This window comes from Microvirga sp. Mcv34 (assembly GCF_024519725.1).
Taxonomy (GTDB): Bacteria; Pseudomonadota; Alphaproteobacteria; order Rhizobiales; family Beijerinckiaceae; genus Microvirga.
Genome location: NZ_JALJRK010000046.1, coordinates 17,101 through 41,059, shown reverse-complemented (window position 1 = coordinate 41,059; position 23,959 = coordinate 17,101). Strand labels below are relative to the sequence as shown.

The window sequence follows — 23,959 nt, the reverse complement described above, 5'->3', positions numbered from 1 at the left end:
CTGGGCGTCGATGTCCTTGTAGCGGTCGAGCATGACGCGCAGGCCGGGAACGTCGTAGCGGTCATAGGCGCCCGGCAGCCCCGCCATGATGTTGGAGAGAAGCTTGCGCCGGTCGCTCTCCGACGAGCGGACATGCCAGTCCTTCGCGCGGGTCAGCACATCGGGCGCGTAGTCCGCCTCGGCGCCTGGGCGCTCCAGCATGAAGCAGTCGAACGCCGCGAATTCGTGGATGTTGAAGCGCAGCGCCGTCGCGCCGCCCGGCAGCGGATGGGCCAGCTCCGTACGGGTCCAGTCGACCACCGGCATGAAGTTGTAGCAGATCGTGGTGACGCCGCATTGCGCGAGGTTGCGCATGGATTGACGGTAATTGTCGAAGAGGCTCGTCAGGTCGCCTTCGCCGATCTTGATGCGCTCGTGGATCGGCAGGCTTTCGACCACGCTCCAGCGCAGGCCGAGCGAAGGGGCGGCCGCGATCAGCGCCTTGCGCTTCTCGATCTCCTCGACGCTCCAGATGACGCCGTAGGGGATCTGGTGCAACGCGGTGACGATGCCGCTCGCGCCCGTCTGGCGGATATGGGAAAGCTGGATGACATCCTCGGGGCCGAACCAACGCCAGGTCTGTTCCATGATTGCCTCTCAAATAATGGGCCGAGCTGGGGACTCGGCGGCAGTTTCGAAGTCTTCTGTCGTTGAGATCACGCGCTGAGCACCTGCGGCAGGGCATCGGATTCGGGCTCAAACAGGTCCGGATGCTTCGCGGCGAGCTCGGGCAGGGAGCGCAGGATCTCGCTCAGGTGCCGGTGCATGGCCTTCTCGGCGGCGATGGGATCGGACGCCTTGATGGCTTCCACGATCTCCGCGTGCTGCCCGACGATGAGGTGGCGCGGGGTCGCCTGCTTCACGTCGAGATAGCGCACCCGGTCCATCTGCGGCTTGACGTCCTCGATCATACGCCAGGCGGCGGGCCGACCGGCCGCTTCCGCGAGCAACCGGTGGAACTCCTCGTCCATGGCCATGAAATCGTCCGACGAGGTGGCGCGCTGGGCGCGGCGCTGCCGGGTCAGGCTGGCGTTCAGCTCCGCCAGGATCACGGGCGAGGCCTTGAGGGCCGCCTCACGGACGACGGCGCATTCGACCGCCACGCGGATGAAGCGCGCATCCTCGACGGCCGCCCGGGAAATCTTGACCACCTGCGTGCCCCGCTGCGGCAGGACCCGAACGAGCCCGGCCTCGCTCAGCTTGATCAGGGCCTCGCGCACCGGCGAGCGGCTCACGCCGAATCGCTGCGCCAGATCCTGCTCGGAGAGCATTTCGCCGGGTGCGATCCTCATGCTGACGATGGCCTGGCGGAGGGCACGCGTGACCTGCCGAGCCATGGGTTCACGGCCGGTATCGAGCTTCGCGAGGGCTGGTCCATTGGTCATAAGTGGCACACTACCATACTAGTAGACCATTGCAAAGGATCGGCGATGGGCTTAAGGTTTCCCCTATGTGACGCTCGCAACTTGGCCGTGAAATGGGCCTGGGCGACGCGTCGAGGGAGTACGCCATGTTGATCCACCCGGACCGGCTGTTTCCTGTCGAGCCCGAAGCCCGCCAGGTGGCGCGCAGGCTCTACGCGCAGGTGAGCGACCTGCCCATCGTGTCGCCGCATGGCCATACAGATCCGCGCTGGTTCGCCCAGAATGAGCCGTTCCCGGATCCGGCGACGCTCTTCGTCATTCCCGACCATTACATTTTCCGCATGCTCTACAGCCAGGGCGTCCGGCTGGAAGATCTCGGGATCCCGGCCAAGGACGGCACCCCGGGCGAGCGCGATGCGCGGGCGATCTGGCGCCGCTTCGCGTCGCATTATCACCTGTTCCGCGGCACCCCCACGCGCCTCTGGCTCGACCACACCTTCGCGACCCTGTTCGGCTTCACGGAGCGGCTCTCCGCCGCCAATGCCGATGCCTATTACGACCGTATCGACGCAGCCCTTCGCGCGCCGGAGTTCCGTCCACGCGCCCTGTTCGAGCGCTTCCGCATCGAGGCCATTGCCACGACGGAAAGCCCGCTCGATCCGCTGGCGCATCACGAGACCATCCGACAATCGGGCTGGAAGGGCAGGGTGGTGACAGCCTACCGTCCCGACCCGGTCGTCGATCCCGAATTCGAGGGGTTCCGGCAGAACCTCGCGCGCTTTGGCGAGATCACCGGCCACGACACGACGACCTGGAGCGGCTATCTAGACGCGCACCGCACGCGGCGCGCCTTCTTCCGCGAATATGGCGCGACCTCGACCGATCACGGCCACCCGACGGCGCGTACGGCCGATCTCTCGCAGGCCGATGCGGAGGCCCTGTTCCGCCGCGTTTCGACGGGCGCCGCGACGCCCGAGGATGCGGAGATGTTCCGCGCCCAGATGCTGACAGAGATGGCCGCGATGAGCGTGGAGGACGGCATGGTTATGCAGCTCCATCCCGGCTCATTCCGCAACCACAATGACGCGCTCTATCGCCGCTTCGGCCGCGACATGGGGGCCGACATTCCGCTGCAGACCGATTACGTGCGCGCCCTCAAGCCGCTGCTCGACCGGTTCGGCAACGAGACGAACTTCACCTTCATCCTCTTCACCCTCGACGAGACGAGCTATTCGCGCGAGCTGGCGCCGCTCGCGGGCCATTACCCGGCGCTCAAGCTCGGACCCGCCTGGTGGTTCTTCGACGCGCCGGAGGGCATGCGCCGCTTCCGCGAGCTCACCACGGAGACGGCGGGCTTCTACAACACGGTCGGCTTCAACGACGACACGCGCGCCTACCTGTCGATCCCGGCCCGGCACGACGTCGCCCGCCGGGTCGACTGCGCCTATCTCGCCAATCTCGTGACGACCCATCGCCTCGACGAGGACGAGGCGCACGAGATGGCCTACGATCTCGCCTATCGCCTCGCCAAGGAGGCCTACAAGCTGTGACACGGGACATGGCCGGCCATGAAGAGCCATGTCGCACAGAACGGGAGGAAGACATGACGAACCTGATCACCAGGCGGACTTTCGTCGGCGGGGTCGCCGGCGCCGCCGGCGTTGCAACCCTCGGCGGCAAGGCCTTCGCGCAGGCGACCCTGCCCACGAGCCCGGTTACCCTCAACATCATCGACGTGGCCGGCAACCTGGCGCTGACCCAGAAGGCCATCGAGAATTATCGCAAGGCCAAGCCCAACCTGGTTTCGCGCATCACCTTCACCAAGGCGACGGCACCGGAACTCGCAGGCAAGATCAAGGCGCAGCAGGATGCGGGCCGGGTCGATATCGACCTCGTCCTCACCGGCACCGACGCGCTCTCCGCCGGCATCGAGCAGAAGCTGTGGGTCGACCTCATCCCGGCCCACGCGAACGCGCTCCCGAAGCTCGACGACATCTACCTCGCGCCCGCGGCCAAGATGCAGGGTCTCGCCAAGGGGCAAGGCGTCGTGGTGACCTATTACCCGTCGGGCCCGCTGCTCGAATACATGCCCGACAAGGTCAAGACCGTGCCGACCACGGCCGAGGAGCTCCTAGCCTACACCAAGGCCAATCCGGGACGCTTCCTCTATGCACGCCCGGCGAATTCCGGTCCGGGCCGCACCTTCATCATGGGCCTGCCGTACATTCTGGGCGACAGCAACCCGCAGGATCCGGCCAAGGGCTGGGACAAGACCTGGGCGTACCTGAAGGAGCTGGGCCAGAACGTCGAGTATTACCCGTCCGGCACCGGCGCGGTGATGAAGGAGCTCGGCGAAGGCTCTCGCGACATGACCGTCTCGACCACCGGCTGGGACATCAATCCCCGCGTCCTCGGCGTCGTGCCGAAGGAGGCCAAGGTGGCGGCTCTGAAGGGCTTCCACTGGGTGGCTGACGCCCATTACATGTGCGTGCCCAAGGGGCTGCCCAACGAGAAGTTAGCGGTGCTCCTAGACCTCATGAGCTTCCTCCTCACCAAGGAGCAGCAGGCCTACACCTATGACGAGGGCTACTTCTATCCGGGTCCTGCCGTGAAGGGCGTCACCCTCGACATGGCGCCGCCGGAGAGCCAGGCGGCCATCAAGGAATTCGGCCGTCCCGAATACGAGAAGTGGATCGCCGAGAACCCCATCGAACTGCCGCTCCAGCCCGACCAGATGGTCGTCGCCTTCCGCATGTGGGACGAGCAGGTCGGCGGCGGCAAGCGCAAATAAGACTAAGAACAAGGACGCGCGATGACCATTGCCCTTTCCCAGTTCGACGAAGTGCGGCTCGACCATGTGAGCCGCGACTTCGGGGCGCTCAACGCTCTGCGCGATGTTTCCCTCACCATCCGGCGGCGCGAGTTCATCGCACTGCTCGGACCATCCGGCTGCGGGAAATCGACGACGTTGAACTGCATCGCGGGTCTCCTGCCTGTGACCGGCGGGGCGATCTGGCTCGACAAGAGCCGGGTCGACACACTCCGCCCCGAGGAGCGCGGGTTCGGGATGGTGTTCCAGAACTACGCGCTCTTTCCCCATCTCAACGTGCGCCAGAACATCGGCTTCGGCCTCAAGATGCGCGGCAGGCCCAAGGCCGAGATCGACCGCAAGGTCGACGAGGCCCTGAGCCTCGTTCGCCTGCAGGGCCAGGAGAACAAGCTGCCGGGCCAGCTCTCCGGCGGCCAGCAGCAGCGCGTGGCCATCGCCCGCGCCATCGTGATCGAGCCGCCGCTGGTGCTGATGGACGAGCCCCTGTCGAACCTCGACGCGAAGCTGCGCCTCGAGATGCGCGCGGAGATCCGGCGCATCCACAACGAGCTCGGCGCCACGACCATCTACGTCACCCACGACCAGGACGAGGCCCTGTCGCTCGCCGACCGCATCGTGGTGCTGCGCGACGGCGTGGTGCGGCAGGTCGGGACGCCTAAGGAGCTGTACGAGGCGCCATCCCATCTTGACGTGGCCGATTTCATGGGCTTCCGCAACAAGCTGAAAGGCAAGGTGGCGGGAACGGATAACGGCCGCGCCGTTCTCGACGTGGAAGGTGCGCGGATCAGCGGCGTCGCCCGCGAGAGCCTCTCGGCCGGCTCCGCCGCCTACGCGGCCATCCGCCCGGACGATCTCATGGTCGGCGAGGCGGGACCGAATGCCATCGCGGCGACCGTCGACACCATCGAGTATCGCGGCCGCGAATTCGTCGGCACGGCCCATTCGGCCGGCGGACTCGATTTCGTGTTCCGCTCCCATCAGCCGGTCGAGCCCGGATCGCACGTGCACCTGCGGGCCGACGACCAGCGGGTTCTCGTCTTCGCGGAGCCGATCCAGGGGAGGCAGTGATGGACGCGCTTGCTCCCACGGCCCCGGTCGAGCACGGCCCGAGCCTGCGTCAGCGTCTCGCGGCGCGAGGCTTCGACGCGGTGACCCTGCTCGTCATCCCAGCGGCGATCTTCAGCCTCCTGCTCTTCGTCTATCCCTTCGCCTTCGGTTTCATCCTGTCCTTCGAGCCGAAGGCGGGCGGGGACTGGCTGGCCAATTACAAGCGCTTCTTCTCCGATCCGTTTCTCTACGACACGATCGGCAACACGCTCCGGCTCGCGATCCCCGTCACGCTCCTCAACCTCGTGCTCGCGGTGCCGATCGCCTTCCGGGTGCGCCTCATGCGGCGCCAGCGCCTGCTGACCACGATCCTCGTCCTGCCGATCACCCTCGGCACCGTGCTCGTCGCGGAGGGCCTCCTGAACTATCTCGGCCCGCAGGGCTGGTTCAACCGCACGCTCATGACCTTCGGGCTGATCTCGCAGCCGCTGAAGCTCGTGCACAATTACTGGGGCGTCTTCGCCTCACTGGTGATCACCGGCTTTCCGTTCACCTTCCTGCTGACGCTCTCCTACGTCACCGGCATCGATCCGGCACTCGAACAGGCGGCCGCGACGCTGGGCGCGAGTGCGTGGCAGCGCTTCCGCCACGTCTATCTGCCGCTGCTCATGCCGGGCTTCGCCATCACCTTCTGCCTGTCCTTCGTGCAGGCCTTCTCGGTGTTCCCCTCGGCGGTGCTGCTGGGCGAGCCCGCGGGCATCACCCGCGTGATCTCGATCGCTGCGGCAACGGCAGCCTTCGAGGAATACGACTACTCCATGGCCTCCTCCATCGCCATGATCATGGGCTTCGTGCAGCTCGCCATCGTGGTGGCGGTGCTCGCCTCGCGCGGCCTGTTCTACCGTGGGCCCGCTTCGGGCGCGAAAGGGTAAAGCCGATGATCCGCGACACGACACTCGGCTCCAAGCTCTGGGCGGCGGCCATCTGGTTCCTCGTCGGCTTCTTCGTCATCAACCTCTTCGCCATGATCGCCACCGTGGTGACGAGCTCCTTCGCTACTCGCTGGCTCGGCACCTGGCTGCCGGTGGGCTTCACCACGCGCTGGTATTCCTCCGCCTGGAGCGAGTTCCAGCTCTGGGACGTTCTGATCGTGACGTTCCAGGTGATCGCCGCGGTGGTGTTCGTGTCCGGCGCCCTCGGCGTCACGGCCGCCTATGCGCTCGCCCGCCGGGACTTCGCGGGAAAGCGGCTTCTCGTCCTGCTCTTTCTGCTGCCCCTGATGATCCCGCCGATCACCTTCGGCATCCCGCTGGCGACCGTGCTCTACCAGACCGGCCTCGCGGGCACGTTCTGGGGCGTGGTGGCGGCCAATCTCGTGCCGACCGTTCCCTTCGTGATCCTCGTCATGATCCCGTTCATCGAGCAGATCGACCCGAAGATCGAGGCGGCCGCCCGGGTGTTCGGCGCCAACACGTTCAAGCTCTTCGTGCACGTTCTCCTGCCGCTGCTCCTGCCCGGCATCCTCGCGGCCCTGCTGCTGGTGCTCGTGCGCACCATCGCCATGTTCGAGCTGACCTTCCTAGTGGCGGGCCCGACGAGCCAGACCCTCGTGGTAGCGCTCTATTACGCAGTCTTCGCCGCGGGCGTGCGCGCCGTTCAGTCCATCGACGCCATGGCGGTAATCTACATGGTCACGACCCTGGTCTGGCTCATCATCGCCCTGCGCTTCGTCAACCCGACGCAGATCGTCACCCGGGCGAAGCAGCAGCCGGCGCATTGAGAAAAAGCGATCATCTGTAGGAGTTAGGCGCGCCGGTGCCGCAGCTTCACCTCTCCCCGAATCTCGGGTGTTCCCGAGATCCGTTCCTGCAAGCCCAAGTCGGGAACACCCGATTTGGGATGGGGAGAGGTCGAGCGGAGCGAGGGTGAGGGGGTACAGGTCCATCCGGAGAGGGCGTAACCCCTCACCCGCGCCTCCGGCGCGACCTCTCCCTCAAGGAGAGGTGAAATCACGCCACATCTTGATAGACTATCGCCCACAACCCCCACCCCTAGCCCCTCCCCACAAGGAGGAGGGGAATACACACATCCCTTTTCAGGCCGGACCTCGAGGACACCATGTCGGATCGCTTGAACGAAGACTCTCTCGCCGATCTCCCGGAAAACATCCGGCGGCCGGCCTATGACCGGCGGGCGGTGACGACCGGGATCGTGCATCTCGGAATCGGGGCCTTTCACCGGGCGCATCAGGCGGTCTACACGGACGACGTGCTCGCCCTCGATCCGCGGTGGGGCATCGTGGCGGCGAGCCTTCGCAGCCCCGATACCTTCGACGCGCTGGCCCCGCAGGACGGGCTCTATACGCTTTCCGTGCGCTCGCAGGCGGGCGAGGCGCTGCGCATCATCGGGTCCATCGGCCGGGTCATCGTCGCGCCGCGCGCCACGGACGACCTCCTCGACGCGATGGCCGATCCGCGCACGAAGATCGTCACGCTGACGGTGACCGAGAAGGGCTATTGCCACGACCCGGCGACCGGCACCCTGAACGAGGCTCATCCCGACATCGTGCACGATCTCGCCTATCTGCGGACGCCGCGCTCCGCGCCCGGATTCATCGTCGAGGCCCTGCGCCGCCGCCGCCGGGCGGGCGTGCCGCCCTTCACGGTGCTCACCTGCGACAACCTTCCCTCCAACGGCCGCACGGTGAAGCGGGTTCTCACGCGCTTCGCGGAACTGATCGATCCGGATCTCGGCCGGTTCGTGGAAAGCGAGGTGTCCTGCCCCTCGACCATGGTCGACCGGATCGTGCCCGCGACCAGCGATCAGGACCGCCAGCGCATCGGCGAGGCTCTGCATGTGGAGGACGCCTGGCCCGTCGTGACCGAGCCGTTCACGCAATGGGTCATCGAGGATCGCTTCCCGCAGGGGCGTCCGGCCTGGGAGAAGGCCGGGGCCGAGTTCGTTGCCGACGTGGAGCCCTATGAGCACATGAAGTTGAGGCTGCTGAACGGCAGCCATTCGACGCTTGCTTACCTCGGCTACCTCGCGGGCTACGAGACGGTGGCCGACACCATGGCCGATCCGGCCTTCGTGCGGCTCATCGAGGGACTGATGGACGAGGAGGTCACGCCGACGCTCCACATGCCGCCCGGCGCCGATCTCGCCTCCTACAAGCGCGCCCTGATCGAGCGATTCAAGAACCCGGCCCTGAAGCACCGCACCTGGCAGATCGCCATGGACGGCTCGCAGAAACTGCCGCAGCGCCTCCTCGGCACGGTGCGCGACCGCCTGCGCGATGGCGCCTCCATCGCGCGCCTGTCCCTCGGGGTGGCGGCCTGGATGCGCTACGTCACCGGCATCGACGAGAAGGGCGCGGCCATCGATGTGCGCGATCCCATGGCGGCCCGGTTGCGGGAGCTGGCCGATGAGGCAGGGGGCGGCGCCGAGCGCCTAGCCCATGCGCTGTTCGGCATCCGCGAGATCTTCGGCGACGACCTCCCGAGCGACCCACGCTTCACCCAACCCGTGACCGCGCATCTGGCGTGGCTTTACGAGAAGGGCGCCCGGCGGACGGTGGCGGAGTTCGGAGGAGCCTAGAGCCTCGGACCCAAAAGTGGCTTCCACTTTTGGGATTCATCCGATGCGCTAGGGTTATCGGCAAATCGTTTGATCGCCATGCGTCTCGTCTGAGACGACGCTCCTCCTAACGTAACCAAAGTCGTCGCGTCCGTGCTGATGCGGAGACACCAACTCGTAGAGATACAGCGGACGTTAGGCTGACCGGACTTCAATCAATATGTCATCGAACAAGCTGAAGTACCTCTGCTCGAGCTCCGCAGTGGAAAGTTCGAACGCAGCCATCGCATACTGCAAGCCGAGTGCTTGTGCAGCCGCTTTTCCGTCCAACATAAAAGATGGATGTAGATCATCTGCCGTCATCAGGTCGCCGGCATTGCGCATGGCATAATCCATGATCCAGAGACAGTAGACTAGCCGCTCAAACGGGGTGAGCGATGAAAAACCCTGGGCAGATTTCTTTGCGACGACACGATCGCCAGTGTTCAAAAGCCATGTTTCATGATCTGGGTCTGCCATCTCAAATGCGCGCCTGCTTGGCCCGCTTGCGCTCGCATGATTTGCAGCGGCAGCCCATGGGCTTGATGAAGGTCTCGAAGTAGTTCTTGCCGTAGTTGTAGGTGATCTCGTCGCCGGGCTTGATGCGCTTGATCGCCTTGATGCGGATCCGGCCGCGCGACACGGTGGCCTCGGCATTGGGGCGGCAGCCGTGATTGATGTAGCGGGCGGTGTTCCAGCGCGGCGAGCCGTCGATCGTCCAGCGGTCGCTGATCTCGAACAGGTAGCGCGTATTGCGGCGCCGCTGCACTTCCTCGTTCGTGATCTTCGGCCCGACATACTCGATGATGAAGGTGCCCTTCTCGATCACGTCGGTGGCGAACAGGCCGAGGCCGGTTTCGGATCTCCCGATACGAAACGGTCCTTCTGCGGGTTTCATGTTCATGGGAGACGAGGACTCCGAAGCACGCGTACTGACATGCAGGTGTAGTATCGCTAAACGCGGAGCGATGAAATTGGGTCTGAACGAAAACTTCTCCAGATCCCATGCCCGCTTTTGCACGAAGACGCGACGATTGCGTCCGCCACGCGGGCGGTCTCTACACCACTTCCGAGGAATCCGCCGCTCCGGCGAGAGCGCGACGCAGGGTATCGGCGAAATTGTCGTAGGAGAACGGCTTCGACAAGGTCGGCGAGTCGCGGAAGCGTTCCGGTAGCGAGCGGAAATCGTAGCCCGTCGAGAAGATGAACGGGATGCCGCGGAAGCGCAGGACATCGGCCACGGGAAACACCACCGAGCCGTCCACGTTGATGTCGAGGATGCCGATGTCGATATCGGCCTGAAGCGCCAGGGTCAGGGCATGATCGAGCCGTGCGGCCGGGCCTACGATCTCGCATCCGAAATCGAGAACCATGTCCTCGATCAGCATCGAGATCATCGCTTCGTCCTCAACGATCAGGACCCGCTTCCTGCGACCCTCGAACATAGCCCCTCCAAGCCGGATTGCATCTGCATGGCACCTTGCGGCGTCGTTAAAACGAATCAGCTGCAACAACTATAGTCGATGGTTCGGTACGCCATCACTATCTTAGGTTATTATGACTTGAGCCCGCATCGTAATGCCGTGGATTACGGAAAGTAAAGAGTCGGGGTGTCTGCGGTTCTAATGCGTTCTCATGGAGTGTTTCCGTGCGCAGCACTGCGCAATCCTTGCTGCGAAGGCTCCATGAGGCGCGTGTGCCTCCCAACCGTGGTGAACCTCGCGGTCGAAGGGCGCGGCGAATCATGTCGGCAGCGAGTCTCTGCCCCAAGGTAGCGTGACGGCGGCCGGACGAGGGGAGGCCGTCGAGCACTCTGTGGCGGACCTATCCGTGACCCGCCATGCGCAGTGGCAGCGCCTGCCAATCGTCTTCCACCCGATCCTCTCTGAACGAGGGCTGTCTGGCAGGTGCCGTCTACCGATGAATCAGAGATCGGACGTCAGTGCCGACGCAGTCTTTGAATCAAAACGTCCGCAGCTTGGCTTGTTAGGCCCCAGGCGACAGGGCGCTCGCCAAGATACACCGTGAAGGTGCCGTCCTGGGTCGCCTGCTTGGCAATCTGTATCATGAGTTACCCTCCTCATGGGGAGCCCGGACATCGGTCCGTTGTCTCGCCATGATGAAATGAGAGGCGCTTCCCGGGAAGCTTAAATTATGGGCAGTGACAGGCCGATGACGATGCAAAGCCTTGCGAACCAACAGCTTCACAGAAGGTTGCCGTAAAGGCAAGTCCCGGTCCAGATGGGCCGCAGAACCGCAGGATCGCCTTATGAAGCTCTTCGAATGCCAGGCCTGCGGGCAGCCGCTCTATTTCGAGAACAGCCGTTGCGAGAGCTGCTGCCGGCGGCTCGGCTGCCTCCCGTCGATCCAGGAGATCAGCGCCCTGGAGCCGACGGCGGACGGGAGTTGGACCGCTTTGGCTCTGCCCAGCAAGGGATTCCGTTTCTGCGCCAATGCCCGGTACGAGGCCTGTAACTGGCTGATCCCGGAGGACGATGCCAACCCCTATTGCCGGGCCTGCCGCCATAACCGCACTGTCCCGGATCTCTCCGATGGCCGGAACCTGATCCGCTGGCGTAGCCTCGAGACCGCCAAGCGGCGGCTTTTCTACACCTTGCTGAAGCTCGGCCTGCCTCGGGCGACGCGGGCCGAGGACCCGCAGGGACTCGCCTTCGACTTCCTGGCCGAACTCGCCGAGAACTCCCCCGCTGGCCCCTCGATCCTGACCGGACACGACAACGGCCTGATCACCATCAACATCGCCGAAGCCGACGATGCGGAGCGGGAAAGGCGGCGTCACAGCGTGGGAGAGCCCTACCGGACCCTCTTGGGGCACTTCCGACATGAAGTTGGCCATTATTTCTGGAACGTGCTCGTCCGGGACGATCCGAGCCTCGAAGTATTCCGACGGATCTTCGGCGACGAGCGGCAGGATTACGGAGAGGCCCTGAAGGCCCATTATGCCCATGGACCCAGAGAGAACTGGCAGGAAGGGTTCATCAGTTCCTACGCGGCCTCGCATCCCTGGGAGGACTTTGCCGAAACCTGGGCACATTATCTCCATATCGTCGACACCCTCGAAACGGCCCACGCTTTCGGACTGGCAGTGCGTCCCAAAATCGGCCGGGGATCCGAGCTTGCGGCGGAAATCGATTTCGATCCGCATCGGGAAACCGATCTGAACCGGCTGGTCGCGGCTTGGCTGCCCCTGACGTTCGCCGTCAATTCCCTGAACCGCAGCATGGGGCAGCCGGACCTTTATCCTTTCGTCCTAGCCTCCCCCGTCATCGCCAAGCTGGCCTTCATCCATGAGCGGATCCACGGCTGGAGCGGGCGCCTATAGGAAGGCGCAGACCGCCATCGCGTTCTCAAGGCGATGATCGGAGGGCTTAATTCTCGCGTCGGACCGCCACAAACCGCATGACACGCCCTTTTGGGACCTTGCGTGAAATGTCTAGGTATGAGTAGTTATCGTCTTGCTCTCAATGGTTGAGGGCGTTACGCCTATAGCGTTTACGAAACTTGAGACTTTAGAAGGCAGTCCTGATGGGCCGGGGAAATGATCACCGTGATCGCCGACGTCAATTTGGCGGTCAACCCGAAGATCACTGGGGCGATTTCGCTCCTCCAACATCTTACGAACGGCCCATGCGGCAGCAGACATCTTATGGCTCACCCGCTTCGGGCCCAGAGACCGAAGCACGGGTGAAGTGGTTCAATCCTGAAAAGGGCTTCGGATTCGTCGAAATGACCGACGGATCGGGCGAGGCCTTCCTGCACGTCCGGCAGGTCGAGGCGGCGGGCTATTCCGCGCTCGAATCCGGCACGACCCTGGTCATTAAGGTCGGTGCAGGCCAGAAAGGACCGCAGGTCCAGGAAATCGTGAGCGTCGACGCCAGCACGGCCGAGCCCGAGCCGCCGCGTGGCGCTCGCGGTCCCCGGCCCATGCGTTCGGGTGGCCCCAGCCAGTCCGGCGGGTTCTCCCCGCGTCCGAGCAGCCCGCGGCCCGTCGCCGGTCCGCCGGAGGTTCCGGCCACCGTCAAGTGGTTCGATTCCGTGAAGGGCTACGGCTTCGTGTCCGTTGAGGGCGAGAGCAAGGACCTGTTCCTGCATATCTCCGTCGTGGAGCGTGCCGGCCTGAGCCAGCTCGAGCAGGGCCAGGCGGTCCGTGTCGCCATCGTCGAGGGCCGCAAGGGCCCTGAAGTCGGCGCCATCGAACTCGCTTAAGGCTTCCAGCCTCTTCGTGTGAACAGCGTCGGGTCTGGGGCCTTCTCCTCATGGGGAAGGCCGGCCCGGGTTTTCGCACGTCCTTTGGCATGCCATCCGACGACATTGAAACCGGCCCCTAAGTGCGGTGCGCTTTGGGGGCCGATCCTCATGGAACTCGCATCGGGACCACCCGCGGGAGCGGGCTCGTTCCGATGCCTAGCAGTGGACCTCTTCGAAGGCCCGCACCCACATCTCGCAGACGCCGGACCGGACGATCTCGTTCAGAGTGAATTCGATGATCGGGACAGGGAGCATCTGCGACTTGATCAGGTGAATGACGGTGCGCAGGCCCGAGGTTTCCCGTAGGTCGCACTGGCTGACGTCCCCATTGATCACCACCGTGCAATCCTCCCCGATGCGGGTCAGGAAGGTTTTCATCTCGGCCGGAGTGGCGTTCTGCGCTTCATCGAGGAGGATGAAGGCGTCCCGCCAGGACCGTCCGCGCATGACCTCGAATGGCACCATTTCGATATCGCCGTTCTTGACCGCAATGTCGTAAGCGGCGGTGCCGATCCGCTCCTTGATGGCCTCGATGACCGGGGCGGCCCAGGGACCGAACTTTTCCTCGAGACTGCCGGGAAAGAACCCGAGGGAGCGGCCGCTCGGGACGTTGGGGCGGGTGAGAATGATCTTGCGGATGCGGCGCTGCCGGAAAAGATCCGCCGCGTAGGTCGCCGCGATCCAGGTTTTTCCGGTGCCCGCGGGCCCAAGGACCACGACCTGGGCATTGGTCTTCAGAGCGTCGAGATAATCGTCCTGTGTCGCATTGAGCGGTTTGATGGGAGGGAGGCTGCGCTCAGCCTGGAATTTGGATCCGGTGAGGTCGAAGACCTGCGCTGTTTCATGGGAGCGGCGGGTCTTGCGTCTCTGCTTCTCATGATGCTTGCTCAATGACCAACTCCGGGTTTCGAAACTGCGCACAGAGACCTATCCAGGCGCCGCGCAGAGGCGTCTGGGGGAACTTGCAAGAGAAGGTTGTTTGCGAGGGCGAGTCGTTGCGGGCGGTGGATTTCCGCGATCCGGACGGTGAGGATCAACCTGCCTGCCCATCAAAGCCTGTTCTTCAATCTGCCAGTGGCGAACTATCTTTGATTCTGATGACAGTTTACCGCTGCTACGCCTACCTGCGAGTCAAATGTTGAGGCAGCCTGCTTGGTTCCCGGGCATCATCCCTCTGTGCAATGGAGGGGAGAAATAGCTGTGGACGGCGCCGGAGTCCTCCTCCTGCGATGCCTGGACGGCCAGCCCTCGCCAATCGCGGCTGCCCGATGGTAAGGATGGCGCCTTGAACAAGGGCAGCGTGGCATGATCGTTATCTTCGGCTCCATCAACATGGACCTCGTGGCAAGAGTCCAGCGGATCGCCCGCCCGGGCGAGACCGTCCTGTCTCGCCGGGCCGACAGCTTCTTCGGCGGCAAGGGCGCCAACCAGGCGGTCGCGGCCGCGCGGGTCGGCCACGGTCTTCCGCTTCGGGTCGCCATGGTCGGAGCAATCGGCACTGATCCGTTCGGAACGGCCTGCCTCAAGAACCTCGAAGAGAACGGAGTGGATGTCACCGCCATTCGGGTGACAGACGAGCCCACGGGCTGCGCCTTCATCACCGTCGACGAGACTGGCGAGAACGCCATCACGGTCGCCAGCGGCGCGAACATGGCGCTGCGTTCGGATGACCTGCCCGAGAGCCTTCTGTCCAGGGCTTCCGTTCTGGTGCTCCAGATGGAGGTGCCGATTGCTGATTCCCTGGAGGCTGCCGCGCGGGCGCGCCGGGCCGGCGTCAAGGTGGTGTGGAACTTCGCCCCGGTGCCGGCCGTCAAGGAGCGTTCGGCCATCGCCGAACTCCTGGCGGTGACCGACGTCCTCGTGGTCAACGAGCACGAGGCGCTCGCCATCGCCGATGTCATCGGAGAGCGGTCGGGCGAAGACTATCTCAAGGCCGGATCTGACATTGCCCGTTCGTTCGGCCCGACCTGCATCGTCACGGCAGGATCGCGCGGCGCCTATGCCATCACCCCCGATGGTGCTCAGATTCATGCGACGGCACGTCCGATCCTCCCGGTCGACACCACGGGCGCGGGGGACACCTTTGTCGGCGTCCTGGCCAACGGGCTTGCCGAAGGGCTGGAGATCGGGCCGGCCATGGAGCGGGCCTGCGCGGCCGCGTCCCTGTCCTGCCTGACGGCGGGTGCCCAGGCGGGCATGCCCCAGAGACAAGCCCTGGAGCAGCACCTGAATCAGGCTTGAGAGAGCGCCTCGGGGATCACCCTGGTCAGGCTACCGTTTGCCGGGAAGAGCGGGATCAGGCAGGCCTGCAGGGCGTGGTAGAGGTCCGGCTTGCCCGTGAAGAGGGTCGTCCCCGGCTTCAGGTCTTCCGTCAGCTCCGGGCGCCATCCGCCGTGGTCGTGGTCGATCAGGTTGCGGTCGGCAAAGCCCCAGAGGGTGCGGTACCATTGCTCATGATAGACGCTCGGGTCGTGGTCGCCGAGAAACGCCGCCGCGCCGATCGCTTCCGCGCAGGGCCACCAGAGCTTCTGCGGCAGGCGGGGCTTGTCCTCCCAGTCGAGGGCATAGAAGAAGCCGCCCTTGTCCTTGTCCCATCCGAGCTCGATGGATTGGCGGAAGAGTTCACGGGCCGCCTCCGGCATCCAGGCATGGCGCTTGCCGCCGAGAGACCAGAGCTGGAGCACAAGGCGCGCCCATTCGAGCCAATGGCCCGGCGTCGTGCCGTAGGGGCGGAACACGTCGTAGCCGCGATAGTCCTTGTCGAGGCTCCAGTCCGCATGGAAGTGCTCGGCCACCCGGTAGCCGAGGGAGGCGGCATGGCGGCCAATGATCAGGCTTGCGATCCGCTCGGCCTTGTCGAGATAGGCCTTGTCGCCGGTGGCCTCGAAGGCAGCCATCAGCGACTCCGTCAGGTGCATGTTGGAGTTCTGGCCGCGGTATTGGCTCAGGGGTTGCCAATCGCGGGAGAACTCCTCCGTCACGGCTCCGTGTTGATCTTCCCAGAATCGCTCCTCCAGAACCTGCGTGATGTCCTGGATCAGGCGGTCGGCGAGGGGATGTCCGACCGTCTTGGCGCTGGAGGCGGCGAGCAGGACGAAGGCGTGCCCATAGGCCTGCTTGGTGTCGTCCTTCGGCCCGTCGTTGTCGAGAGACCACACATAGCCGCCGTGCTGGGCATCCCGATGGGCATTCCAGAGGTAGTTCATGCCATGGTCGACGATAGCATCGCTACCAGGGCGGCCGAGCAGGGTGCCGATGGCGAAGCAATGCACCATGCGGGTGGTGTTGTGGATCTGCCGCACGGGATTGGCGGTCTCGATAGGCCGACCCGCATCGTCGAGATCGAAGAAGCCGCCGGCCGGGTTGATGATGCCGCGCTGGAAGAAATCGAACAGGTTGTTCGCCTGATCCATCAGCCATTGCCGGTGGAAGCGGTTCGAGCGCCAGGTCGGGCCAAGGGGAGGGAGGACGGGCTGGGACATCGTCATGACAGGTTCCGTTGTGATCAGGCGCGTGATGCCATGAATTGTTCGACTTCGGCCCAGGAGGGCGGGTTGGCGCCGCGCCGGGTGCAGACGATGGCCGCAGCGGTAGCGGCGAAATCGAGCGCCTCTGTGGCCTGCCCTTCCGTCAAGCCGGCAATGCCTGCGGGCGTGAGCAGGTGGCTGGCATCGAGCCAGGACAGGAGGCCGGCATGGAAGGTGTCGCCGGCGCCGACCGTATCCACCACGTCGATCCGTGGAGCCGGGCGCTCCACGATCCGGTCGCCGAAGGCCGCCAGCGGGCCCTTCTCACCGCGGGTGATGATCACGAGCTTCGGACCGAGCGCCAGCCACGCGCGGGCCGCGGAGGCGAGGTCATTGGTGGCGTAGAGAAGCTCGATGTCCTCGTCGCTCGCCTTCACGATATCCGCATGGGCAAGCAGACCTTCGAAACGATCGCGATAAGCCTTCAGGTCGCCGACGACACGCGGCCGGACGTTGGGATCGAGGGAGATCACGCGCGACCCGGCCTCGCGGCGAAGCAGCGTCTCGATGGCGCTGGCGATGGGCTCGACGCCCAGGGCATAGGAGCCCGCTGCGATGGCGTTCACCTCAGGCGGAAGCCGGGCCGGCAGCATGTCGGGCGAAAGGGCGCGGTCGGCGGAATTGGGCGCATAGAAGGAATATTGCGGCTGCCCGGAGGCACTCGTCGCGACCACGCTGAGGGTCGTGTAGTTCGGGCAACGCTGGAGATAGGCGGGACTCACGCCGGATTCCGCGAGCTTTTCCGCCAGGAAGGTGCCGAACACATCGTCCGACAGGGTGGACAGGAAGGCGGAGGGCCGTCCGAGGCGGCCGATCCCGATGGCCACATTGAAGGGTGACCCGCCGGCAATCGCTTCCGCAGGAAAGCCGGACGGGCCAGGCGCTCCGATGAAAAGGTCGATCAGGGCTTCGCCGCAAACCAGGATCATGAAAAGCCTCCGGACAAAACCTCAATGACACTCATGGGCACCCAGCGATCTCAGCGGCGTAAGGTTAGCCCGGCATCGCATCGGGCGGAACGGGCTCCGAGGGGAGAGCCGCGATCCGTTTGAGATCGCGCAATATATGATCCAGGGAAACGGGTCCAGAGACGCCGCCGAAGCCGAAATACAGCGTCCTGTAATGAGCAAAGAGCTGCTCGTAGACCGCATGCGCCGTCGGGTCCGGTTCGAAGGTCCTGAAGGGCAGGCAGATCGCCGCCCGGGCGCTGTCGAGATCGGGATGCGATCCGGCGGCGAGGCTCGCGAAGATGCTGGAGCCGAGGCCCGTCGGAATGCCGTTCGGGACCAGAACGGGACGGCCGAGCACATTGGCGTAGACCTGGTTCAGGACGGCATTGTGCTGAGGGATGCCGCCCGCATTGATGACGCGCTCGACCGGCACCCCGCCCTCGGCCATGCGCTCGAGAATGATGCGCGTGTGGAAGGCGGTGCCTTCGATGGCGGCGAACAGTTCGTCCTGAGCGGTGTGCAGCAGGTTCCAGCCGAGCGTGATGCCGCCGAGATCCGCCTTCACGAGGACCGTACGGTCGCCGTTGTCCCAGGTCAGGCGCAGGAGGCCGGTCTGGCCGGCGCGGTATTGCTCCAGGCCCTTGGACAGGTCCTGGACGTTGGTGTTGGCGCGCCTGGCGATCGCCTCGAAGATATCGCCGGTCGCCGACAGCCCGGCCTCGATCCCGACGAGGCTGGGATCGACGCTGCCGGGCACGACACCGCAGACGCCCTGGATCAGGCTGGTGTCCTCGGCGATCGCGATGATGCAGGTAGACGTGCCGACCACGTTCACCACGTCGCCGACCCGGCAGCCGGCCCCGATGGCGTCCCAATGGGCATCGAGAGCGCCGACCGGGATCGGAATGCCCGCTTTCAGGCCGAGACGCTCGGCCCAAACGGGCGTGAGATGGCCTGCCACGACATCGGAGGTGACGTACTCGCCCGCGAGTTTTTCGCGGATGCCGTCGAACAGCGGATCGACCTTGGAGAGAAATTCCTGAGGGGGCAGGCCGCCCCAGCGGGGGTTCCACATCCACTTGTGGCCCATGGCGCAGATGCTGCGCTTGATCTGGCGGGGAGCCGTGACGCCGGTGAGGGTGGCCGCCACCATGTCGCAATGTTCGAGGGCCGTCACCAGCCGGTCGCGCTTGTCCGGATTGTTGCGCAGCCAGTGCAGCAGCTTGGAGAAGCCCCATTCGTGCGAATAGACGCCGCCGCACCATTGGATGGCTTCGAGACCTTCCTCATGCGCGAGCCGGGTGATCTCCTCGGCTTCGGCTTTCGCCCGGTGATCGCACCAGAGGTAATACTCGTCCAGGGGTTCGAGGTCTTTGCCGACCATTACGACACTGGAGCCTGTGGTGTCGATCGCAAGCGCCGCGACGTCCTCGCCCTTCACGCCGGCCGAATCCAGGGCCCCGCGCATGGCGCGCGTCAGCGCATCCATGTGATCGGCATGCGCCTGGGTCGCGTAGGCGGGGTTCTCGCGCTTCCGGTGAAGCGGGTATTCCGCCTTGGCGAGGCCGAGCGGGCCCTTGCGATCGTCGACGAGGGTGACCCTGACGCTCAGAGTGCCGAAATCGACACCTGCTACAACGGCCATCTGTATCTCCCCAAACGGGTCATGTGCGGTTGAAAAGGAAACGGGAGGTTATGTCTCGGACTGGCCATAGGTCGCGGCCGCGCCATGCTTGCGGAAATAGTGCCGGTCGAGCAGCGCCTGCGAGACGCCCTGGGCGTTCGGCTGCAGCGAGACCGTGTACATCGCCATGCGGGCGACAGCTTCCAGAACAACGGCGTTATGCACCGCGTCGTCGGGCGTCCGGCCCCAGGCGAAGGGGCCATGTCCTGCGACCAGAGCGGCCGGCACTTCCATGGGGTCCCGATTGCCGAAGGCCTCCGCGATGGCCACGCCGGTCGCGCGGACATAATCGTTCTTGATCTCGTCGGCGGTCAGCTCCCGGGTGACCGGTACCGGACCATAGAAATAATCGGCGTGCGTGGTCCCGAGGGCCGGAATCGAACGACCGGCCTGAGCCCAGGCCACGGCGTGTTCCGAATGGGTGTGCACCACGCCGCCGATCTCCTGGAAGGCCTTGTAGAGATGGATATGAGTGTCGAGATCGGAGGAGGGACGCAACTCGCCCCAGACGACCTTGCCTTCAAGGTCCGTGACGACCAAGTCGTCGGCCTTCATGCGCTCGTACGGTACGCCACTCGGCTTGATGACGACGAGCTTGTCCTCGCGGCTGATGCCGCTGACATTGCCGAAGGTGTAAAGCACGAGCCCGCGGCGAACGACTTCCAGATTGGCTTCCAGAACCTGTTCACGCAGCTGCTTCAACATCGGATGCTTCCTCAAAAAAGCCCATGAACGGAAAACGGCGGCCACAGCTCGCGCCATGGCCGCCGGATGTCAAACGAAATCAGCGGACGGCCTGCCAGCCCTTGTAGTCCTTGATGTTATCCGCGGTGATCAGCTTCGGCTCGAGCAGGATCACGTTCTTCTCGGGCTTCTTGCCGTTCACGATGCCGACGGCGAGCTCATAGGACTGAGCGGCCATGATGTACGGGTCCTGGGAGGCCGAGGCCTTGATCAGGGAGTTGCCGGACTTCAGCTCGGTCTCGATATCCGGGGCGCCGTCGACCGCCGTGATGATGAACTCATTGCGGTTGAGCTGCTTGGCGGCCAGATTGATGCCAATGGCGGTCGGGTCGTTGATCGCGAAGACGGCGTCGATCTTCGGGAAGCGGGTCAGCAGGCTCTGTCCGACGGCGAAGCCGCCTTCGCGGGAGCCCTTGGCGTCCTGGTTGTCCGACAGGATCTTGATGTCCGGGAACTTGGAAAAGACGTTCTTGCAGCCCTTCACGCGATCCGTGATCGAGGAGACCTGCGGGCCGTTCACGATCAGGACGTCGCCCTTACCCTTGAGGTGATCGGCGATGTACTGGCAGGCGAGTTCGCCGGCTTTGACGTTGTCCGTCATCACCGTGACGTCGGCGCCGGCCGCGGCCACGTCGAAGGCGGCGACCACGAGGCCGGCCGCCTGGGCGCGCTTGACGGAAGGCTCGATGGCCTTCGGATCGACGGCATTGATCATCACGATGTCCGTTCCGGCCGCCGTGAAGTTGTCCATCTGGGTGAATTGCTTGTTGAGATCGTAATCCGCCGAGACGGACGTGATCTTGGCGCCGGGGGTGATCTCCTTCGCCTTGGCCTCGATGCCCTTGATGGTCGCGACGAAGAACGGGTTGCCGAGCAGGCCGACCGAGATGCCGACGTTCTTGACGTCCTTGGCATAGGCCGGGGCAGCCAGAACGGCAGCGACGGCAAGGCTCAGCGTAAGACGGGAAAGTGCCATTGGTTCCTCCAAGTGTCCTTTGCAAGTTGCTTTGCAGGTGTCTTTGTGCTCCACGCCTCCCGGAGCCTGTGCTTGCCTTCCAGGAGTGCGGTTATACGAGCGTCCGAGGCGGGCGCTGGTATCTTGTGATCAGGTGCGCGCCGATCCCTTGAGGCGGTAGCGGTCGAGCGCCACAGCCCCAATGATCACGAGCCCCTTGATGATGAACTGCCAGATGTCGGAGACGCCCACCAGAATGAGGCCGTTCGACAGGATCGCGATGATGAGCGCGCCGATCAGCGTGCCCCAGATCGATCCGATGCCGCCGACGAAGCTGGTGCCGCCGAGGATGACGGCCGCGATGGCGTCCAGTTCATAGGATTGCCCGAGTTGCAGGCCATTCGCGGCGAACAGGCGCGCCGCCGACATGACGCCGCCGAGACCTGCCGCCAATCCCGAAAAGGCATAGACGAACAGCAGGACAGCCCAGACCTTGATGCCGGTGAGCCGCGCTGCGTCCGGATTGCCGCCGACCGCGTAGATATGGACGCCCAGTACCGTCCTTCGCAGGATGAACCAGGAGATGATCACCACGGCGAAAGCGATCCAGACCAGCCAGGGCAGGCCGAAGAGGGTGCCGTTGCCGATGAACGCGAAGGGAAGCTGAGGGTTGAACTGGGTCGTATCATTTCCGAGCAGGCGCGCGAGGCCGCGCACGGCTGTCAACGAGCCTAAGGTGACGATGAATGGCGGGAGCTTCGCGAACGCAATGAGCGCACCGTTCACCAGACCGAGACCGAGTCCCGCCAGTAGGGCCGCCGGAATTCCCAGCATGCCCCATTCGGGGATCAGAGATCCCAGGATGGCCACCATGGCGGCGGCGGCCAGGATCGAGCCGACCGACAGATCGATGCCGCCCGTGAGAATGACGAAGGTCATGCCGGCGGCCAGGACGGTGTTGATCGAGGCCTGCTGCATCACGATCGAGAGGTTCTGAAAGCTCAGGAACCGGCCCGACATGAGCTCGAACACGATGCCGAGGATGATGAGCACCGGCAGCATGCCGATGGCCTGCAGGGTGGAACGCCAGGCAAGGCGGCGCTGGAGGCTCTCGGACGCCGCATCGGGGCCCTTCACACCAGTCGATTGCATGCGTGCGCTGGTCTCATTCGGGGATGTCATTCGGCCGCTTCCCTTACGCCTGTCGCGATAGCAATGATGTTTTCCTGAGTCATGGGCGGATGGCCGGCTCCACCGACCTCACCCTCGAGCCGCCCCTCTCTCATCACCAGCACGCGATCGCAGATACCCACGACTTCCGGCAGCTCGCTGGAGATGACGATGACGCCGACGCCGTTTCGGGCGAGGCTGTCGATCAGGCGGTAGATTTCCGACTTGGCCCCGATATCCACGCCGCGGGTCGGCTCGTCGAGGATGAGGACCTTGGGTTTCGTCTCGAGCAGACGCGAGAGGAGGACCTTTTGCTGGTTGCCGCCCGAGAGGCTCCCGACCGGCACCACGTCGCCCGCCACGCGGATGCCGAGCGCCCGGATCGCCGCCGCGGCCCGTTGCCGGGCGGCTTTCATGTTGAGCACGCCGCCCGCACGGGCATCGCGGCCCAGAACGTTCACGTTCACATTGTCCCGGACCGTCAGGTCGAGGAAGAGGCCGAGATGCTTGCGGTCTTCCGTGAGGTAGACCACGCCGGCCTGGATGGCGTCGTCCGGCTCGTCGATCGAGAGGCGATTGCCCTGGAGAAAGATCTCGCCGCTGGTGCGCGGATCAGCTCCGTAGATGAGCCGCGCCAGTTCCGTGCGTCCCGCGCCGACGAGGCCGGCGATGCCGAGAACCTCGCCCTCATGCAGCTCGAAGGAGCAGTCGTGAACGCGAACACCGTCGCCCATATTGCGCACCGCGAACATCACCGGCCCGCGGCTCTGATGGGCGTCGTGCTCCTTCTTGTAGAAGGACGACAGGTCACGTCCCACCATCATCTGCACGAGGCGCTCGGCCGAGATTTCGTCACCCACGAGGGTGCCGACATAGGAGCCGTCCCGGAGCACCGAGACGCGCTCGGCCAGCTCGTAGATCTCGGCCATGCGGTGGCTGATATAGATGATCGCAAGGCCTTCCGCACGCAGCTGCCGGATCAGCGCGAACATCGCCTCCGTCTCGCGGGAGGAGAGGGAGGTCGTGGGCTCGTCCATGACCAGGATGCGGGAATTCGCGATGAGCGCGCGGGCGATCTCCACGAGCTGCCGCTCGGCCATCGACAATTCGCTGACCTTCGTGGTCGCCTTGAACTGAACGCCCAGGCGTTCGAGAACCGACGTGCAGGCTTTTTCCATGGACCGCCGGTCGACCATGGGACCGGACTTGTGCTCCCGCCCGAGAAGCATGTTCTCGGCGACCGTCAGGTTCGGCGCGAGGGAGAGTTCCTGGTAGATGATGGAGATGCCGTGATGCCGCGCCGTCAGCGGCCCGTCGATGACGACGGGTTGGCCGTTGATGCGGATCTCGCCTCCGGGGTCAGCCTGATAGGCGCCGGAGAGGATCTTCATCAGCGTCGACTTGCCGGCGCCGTTTTCCCCCATCAACGCATGGATCTCGCCGGGATAAACGGTCAGGGAGACGTTCGTCAGCGCCTTGACGCCTGGAAACGTCTTGGAAATGTCTTTCATTTCGAGGATCGGGGTGGATCCTGTCATGGGCGTTTCCCTAAAGGCGCGTTATTGAGGTGGCAGTTTTCAGCCTTGAACTCTGAAGACTCTATCATGCCAAATTTCGGACCGGATCAGAAGGGATTGTGACTGCCCTAAATGTTTCAATTCAATCGGGTTTCAATCCCTCCTTTATAGACGTGGATGGCAGCCCACAACATTTTGCGGACAAAGTGAATTTGCGCATCATCCAGTCGCCTGATGCGTCGATACAT

General features: G+C 64.4%; 22 protein-coding genes. 9 read left to right on the top strand and 13 right to left on the bottom strand.

Translation table 11 applies throughout. The features are described from left to right. Positions 1–627: mannonate dehydratase (gene uxuA / locus OC446_RS20690; protein ID WP_262030908.1), on the bottom strand; the 627-nt coding region annotated here is incomplete at its 3' end. 68 nt (positions 628–695) lie between these two features. Next, positions 696–1,424, bottom strand: a complete 729-nt coding sequence (locus OC446_RS20685; protein WP_262030907.1) for a GntR family transcriptional regulator — start codon at positions 1,422–1,424, stop codon at positions 696–698. Between the two features lie 125 nt (positions 1,425–1,549). Between OC446_RS20685 and uxaC the strand changes: the two genes are divergently transcribed. The 6 genes from uxaC (at position 1,550) to OC446_RS20655 (ending at position 8,877) form a co-directional block, all read left to right on the top strand. Further along, entirely contained in the window at positions 1,550–2,953 is a 1,404-nt protein-coding gene (gene uxaC / locus OC446_RS20680; protein WP_262030906.1) for a glucuronate isomerase, read from the top strand. Between the two features lie 53 nt (positions 2,954–3,006). Further along, positions 3,007–4,194, top strand: a complete 1,188-nt coding sequence (locus OC446_RS20675) for an ABC transporter substrate-binding protein (RefSeq protein ID WP_262030905.1) — start codon at positions 3,007–3,009, stop codon at positions 4,192–4,194. Between the two features lie 21 nt (positions 4,195–4,215). Next, positions 4,216–5,301, top strand: coding sequence for an ABC transporter ATP-binding protein (locus tag OC446_RS20670; RefSeq protein ID WP_262030904.1), 1,086 nt, complete (start codon positions 4,216–4,218; stop codon positions 5,299–5,301). After that, the gene (locus OC446_RS20665) at positions 5,301–6,212 is read left to right on the top strand and encodes an ABC transporter permease (protein WP_262030903.1); all 912 of its coding nucleotides are present in this window, start codon (positions 5,301–5,303) and stop codon (positions 6,210–6,212) included. The genes OC446_RS20670 and OC446_RS20665 overlap by 1 nt, the downstream gene beginning before the upstream one ends. A gap of 5 nt (positions 6,213–6,217) precedes the next feature. After that, a complete protein-coding gene (locus OC446_RS20660) occupies positions 6,218–7,060 on the top strand; it encodes an ABC transporter permease (protein ID WP_262030902.1) in 843 nt (280 codons plus the stop codon). Positions 7,061–7,398: 338 nt separating this feature from the next. Then, on the top strand, positions 7,399–8,877 hold the full coding sequence (locus tag OC446_RS20655) for a mannitol dehydrogenase family protein (RefSeq protein ID WP_262030901.1): 1,479 nt from the start codon (positions 7,399–7,401) through the stop codon (positions 8,875–8,877). A 174-nt stretch (positions 8,878–9,051) separates the two neighbouring features. On the opposite strand, the gene OC446_RS20650 is transcribed toward OC446_RS20655, so the two are convergent. From OC446_RS20650 to OC446_RS20640, 3 genes are all read right to left on the bottom strand, one after another. Then, entirely contained in the window at positions 9,052–9,375 is a 324-nt protein-coding gene (locus tag OC446_RS20650) for a hypothetical protein (protein ID WP_262030900.1), read from the bottom strand. A 1-nt stretch (position 9,376) separates the two neighbouring features. Continuing rightward, the gene (locus tag OC446_RS20645) at positions 9,377–9,799 is read right to left on the bottom strand and encodes an SET domain-containing protein (RefSeq protein WP_262030899.1); all 423 of its coding nucleotides are present in this window, start codon (positions 9,797–9,799) and stop codon (positions 9,377–9,379) included. Between the two features lie 154 nt (positions 9,800–9,953). Beyond that, the gene (locus OC446_RS20640) at positions 9,954–10,340 is read right to left on the bottom strand and encodes a response regulator (protein ID WP_262030898.1); all 387 of its coding nucleotides are present in this window, start codon (positions 10,338–10,340) and stop codon (positions 9,954–9,956) included. 824 nt (positions 10,341–11,164) lie between these two features. Between OC446_RS20640 and OC446_RS20635 the strand changes: the two genes are divergently transcribed. Continuing rightward, the gene (locus OC446_RS20635) at positions 11,165–12,238 is read left to right on the top strand and encodes a putative zinc-binding metallopeptidase (RefSeq protein ID WP_262030897.1); all 1,074 of its coding nucleotides are present in this window, start codon (positions 11,165–11,167) and stop codon (positions 12,236–12,238) included. Between the two features lie 305 nt (positions 12,239–12,543). Next, the gene (locus OC446_RS20630; protein WP_262030896.1) at positions 12,544–13,122 is read left to right on the top strand and encodes a cold-shock protein; all 579 of its coding nucleotides are present in this window, start codon (positions 12,544–12,546) and stop codon (positions 13,120–13,122) included. Between the two features lie 198 nt (positions 13,123–13,320). Here OC446_RS20630 and OC446_RS20625 read toward each other — a convergent pair whose 3' ends face one another. After that, complete coding sequence (locus OC446_RS20625) at positions 13,321–14,055, bottom strand: PhoH family protein (protein WP_410055105.1); 735 nt, start codon at positions 14,053–14,055, stop codon at positions 13,321–13,323. A gap of 414 nt (positions 14,056–14,469) precedes the next feature. Here OC446_RS20625 and OC446_RS20620 point away from each other — a divergent pair, with 414 nt between their 5' ends. Then, positions 14,470–15,405, top strand: a complete 936-nt coding sequence (locus tag OC446_RS20620; RefSeq protein ID WP_262030895.1) for a ribokinase — start codon at positions 14,470–14,472, stop codon at positions 15,403–15,405. Here the strand turns inward: OC446_RS20620 and OC446_RS20615 are convergent. The 7 genes from OC446_RS20615 to OC446_RS20585 all read right to left on the bottom strand — a co-directional run bounded on the left by OC446_RS20615 (position 15,396) and on the right by OC446_RS20585 (position 23,732). Continuing rightward, positions 15,396–16,652, bottom strand: a complete 1,257-nt coding sequence (locus OC446_RS20615; protein WP_262030894.1) for an AGE family epimerase/isomerase — start codon at positions 16,650–16,652, stop codon at positions 15,396–15,398. The genes OC446_RS20620 and OC446_RS20615 overlap by 10 nt on opposite strands. 17 nt (positions 16,653–16,669) lie before the next feature. Next, entirely contained in the window at positions 16,670–17,620 is a 951-nt protein-coding gene (locus tag OC446_RS20610) for a carbohydrate kinase family protein (protein ID WP_262030893.1), read from the bottom strand. A gap of 64 nt (positions 17,621–17,684) precedes the next feature. Beyond that, positions 17,685–19,286 carry a ribulokinase gene (locus OC446_RS20605; protein WP_262030892.1) on the bottom strand — a complete coding sequence of 534 codons (1,602 nt, stop codon included), beginning with the start codon at positions 19,284–19,286 and terminating at the stop codon, positions 17,685–17,687. Between the two features lie 48 nt (positions 19,287–19,334). Beyond that, positions 19,335–20,030: an L-ribulose-5-phosphate 4-epimerase gene (locus OC446_RS20600; protein WP_315986526.1), complete on the bottom strand. Its 696-nt coding sequence runs from the start codon at positions 20,028–20,030 to the stop codon at positions 19,335–19,337. Between the two features lie 79 nt (positions 20,031–20,109). Next, positions 20,110–21,045, bottom strand: coding sequence for an ABC transporter substrate-binding protein (locus OC446_RS20595; RefSeq protein ID WP_262030891.1), 936 nt, complete (start codon positions 21,043–21,045; stop codon positions 20,110–20,112). A gap of 129 nt (positions 21,046–21,174) precedes the next feature. Next, positions 21,175–22,176 carry an ABC transporter permease subunit gene (locus OC446_RS20590; RefSeq protein ID WP_410055107.1) on the bottom strand — a complete coding sequence of 334 codons (1,002 nt, stop codon included), beginning with the start codon at positions 22,174–22,176 and terminating at the stop codon, positions 21,175–21,177. Positions 22,177–22,202: 26 nt separating this feature from the next. Beyond that, positions 22,203–23,732 (bottom strand): sugar ABC transporter ATP-binding protein, encoded by a 1,530-nt coding sequence (locus tag OC446_RS20585; protein WP_262030889.1) that lies wholly within the window; start codon positions 23,730–23,732, stop codon positions 22,203–22,205. Positions 23,733–23,959: the final 227 nt, after the last annotated feature.

Coding starts and splice junctions, on each gene's coding strand:
- OC446_RS20590 (WP_410055107.1), bottom strand. CDS start 22,176: ATGCAATCGACTGGTGTGAAGGGCCCCGATGCGGCGTCCGAGAGCCTC.
- OC446_RS20585 (WP_262030889.1), bottom strand. CDS start 23,732: ATGACAGGATCCACCCCGATCCTCGAAATGAAAGACATTTCCAAGACG.
- OC446_RS20665 (WP_262030903.1), top strand. CDS start 5,301: ATGGACGCGCTTGCTCCCACGGCCCCGGTCGAGCACGGCCCGAGCCTG.
- OC446_RS20620 (WP_262030895.1), top strand. CDS start 14,470: ATGATCGTTATCTTCGGCTCCATCAACATGGACCTCGTGGCAAGAGTC.
- OC446_RS20640 (WP_262030898.1), bottom strand. CDS start 10,340: ATGTTCGAGGGTCGCAGGAAGCGGGTCCTGATCGTTGAGGACGAAGCG.
- OC446_RS20685 (WP_262030907.1), bottom strand. CDS start 1,424: ATGACCAATGGACCAGCCCTCGCGAAGCTCGATACCGGCCGTGAACCC.
- OC446_RS20650 (WP_262030900.1), bottom strand. CDS start 9,375: ATGGCAGACCCAGATCATGAAACATGGCTTTTGAACACTGGCGATCGT.
- uxaC (WP_262030906.1), top strand. CDS start 1,550: ATGTTGATCCACCCGGACCGGCTGTTTCCTGTCGAGCCCGAAGCCCGC.
- OC446_RS20675 (WP_262030905.1), top strand. CDS start 3,007: ATGACGAACCTGATCACCAGGCGGACTTTCGTCGGCGGGGTCGCCGGC.
- OC446_RS20600 (WP_315986526.1), bottom strand. CDS start 20,030: ATGTTGAAGCAGCTGCGTGAACAGGTTCTGGAAGCCAATCTGGAAGTC.
- OC446_RS20645 (WP_262030899.1), bottom strand. CDS start 9,799: ATGAACATGAAACCCGCAGAAGGACCGTTTCGTATCGGGAGATCCGAA.
- OC446_RS20630 (WP_262030896.1), top strand. CDS start 12,544: ATGCGGCAGCAGACATCTTATGGCTCACCCGCTTCGGGCCCAGAGACC.
- OC446_RS20670 (WP_262030904.1), top strand. CDS start 4,216: ATGACCATTGCCCTTTCCCAGTTCGACGAAGTGCGGCTCGACCATGTG.
- OC446_RS20635 (WP_262030897.1), top strand. CDS start 11,165: ATGAAGCTCTTCGAATGCCAGGCCTGCGGGCAGCCGCTCTATTTCGAG.
- OC446_RS20595 (WP_262030891.1), bottom strand. CDS start 21,045: ATGGCACTTTCCCGTCTTACGCTGAGCCTTGCCGTCGCTGCCGTTCTG.
- OC446_RS20605 (WP_262030892.1), bottom strand. CDS start 19,286: ATGGCCGTTGTAGCAGGTGTCGATTTCGGCACTCTGAGCGTCAGGGTC.
- OC446_RS20655 (WP_262030901.1), top strand. CDS start 7,399: ATGTCGGATCGCTTGAACGAAGACTCTCTCGCCGATCTCCCGGAAAAC.
- OC446_RS20610 (WP_262030893.1), bottom strand. CDS start 17,620: ATGATCCTGGTTTGCGGCGAAGCCCTGATCGACCTTTTCATCGGAGCG.
- OC446_RS20660 (WP_262030902.1), top strand. CDS start 6,218: ATGATCCGCGACACGACACTCGGCTCCAAGCTCTGGGCGGCGGCCATC.
- OC446_RS20615 (WP_262030894.1), bottom strand. CDS start 16,652: ATGACGATGTCCCAGCCCGTCCTCCCTCCCCTTGGCCCGACCTGGCGC.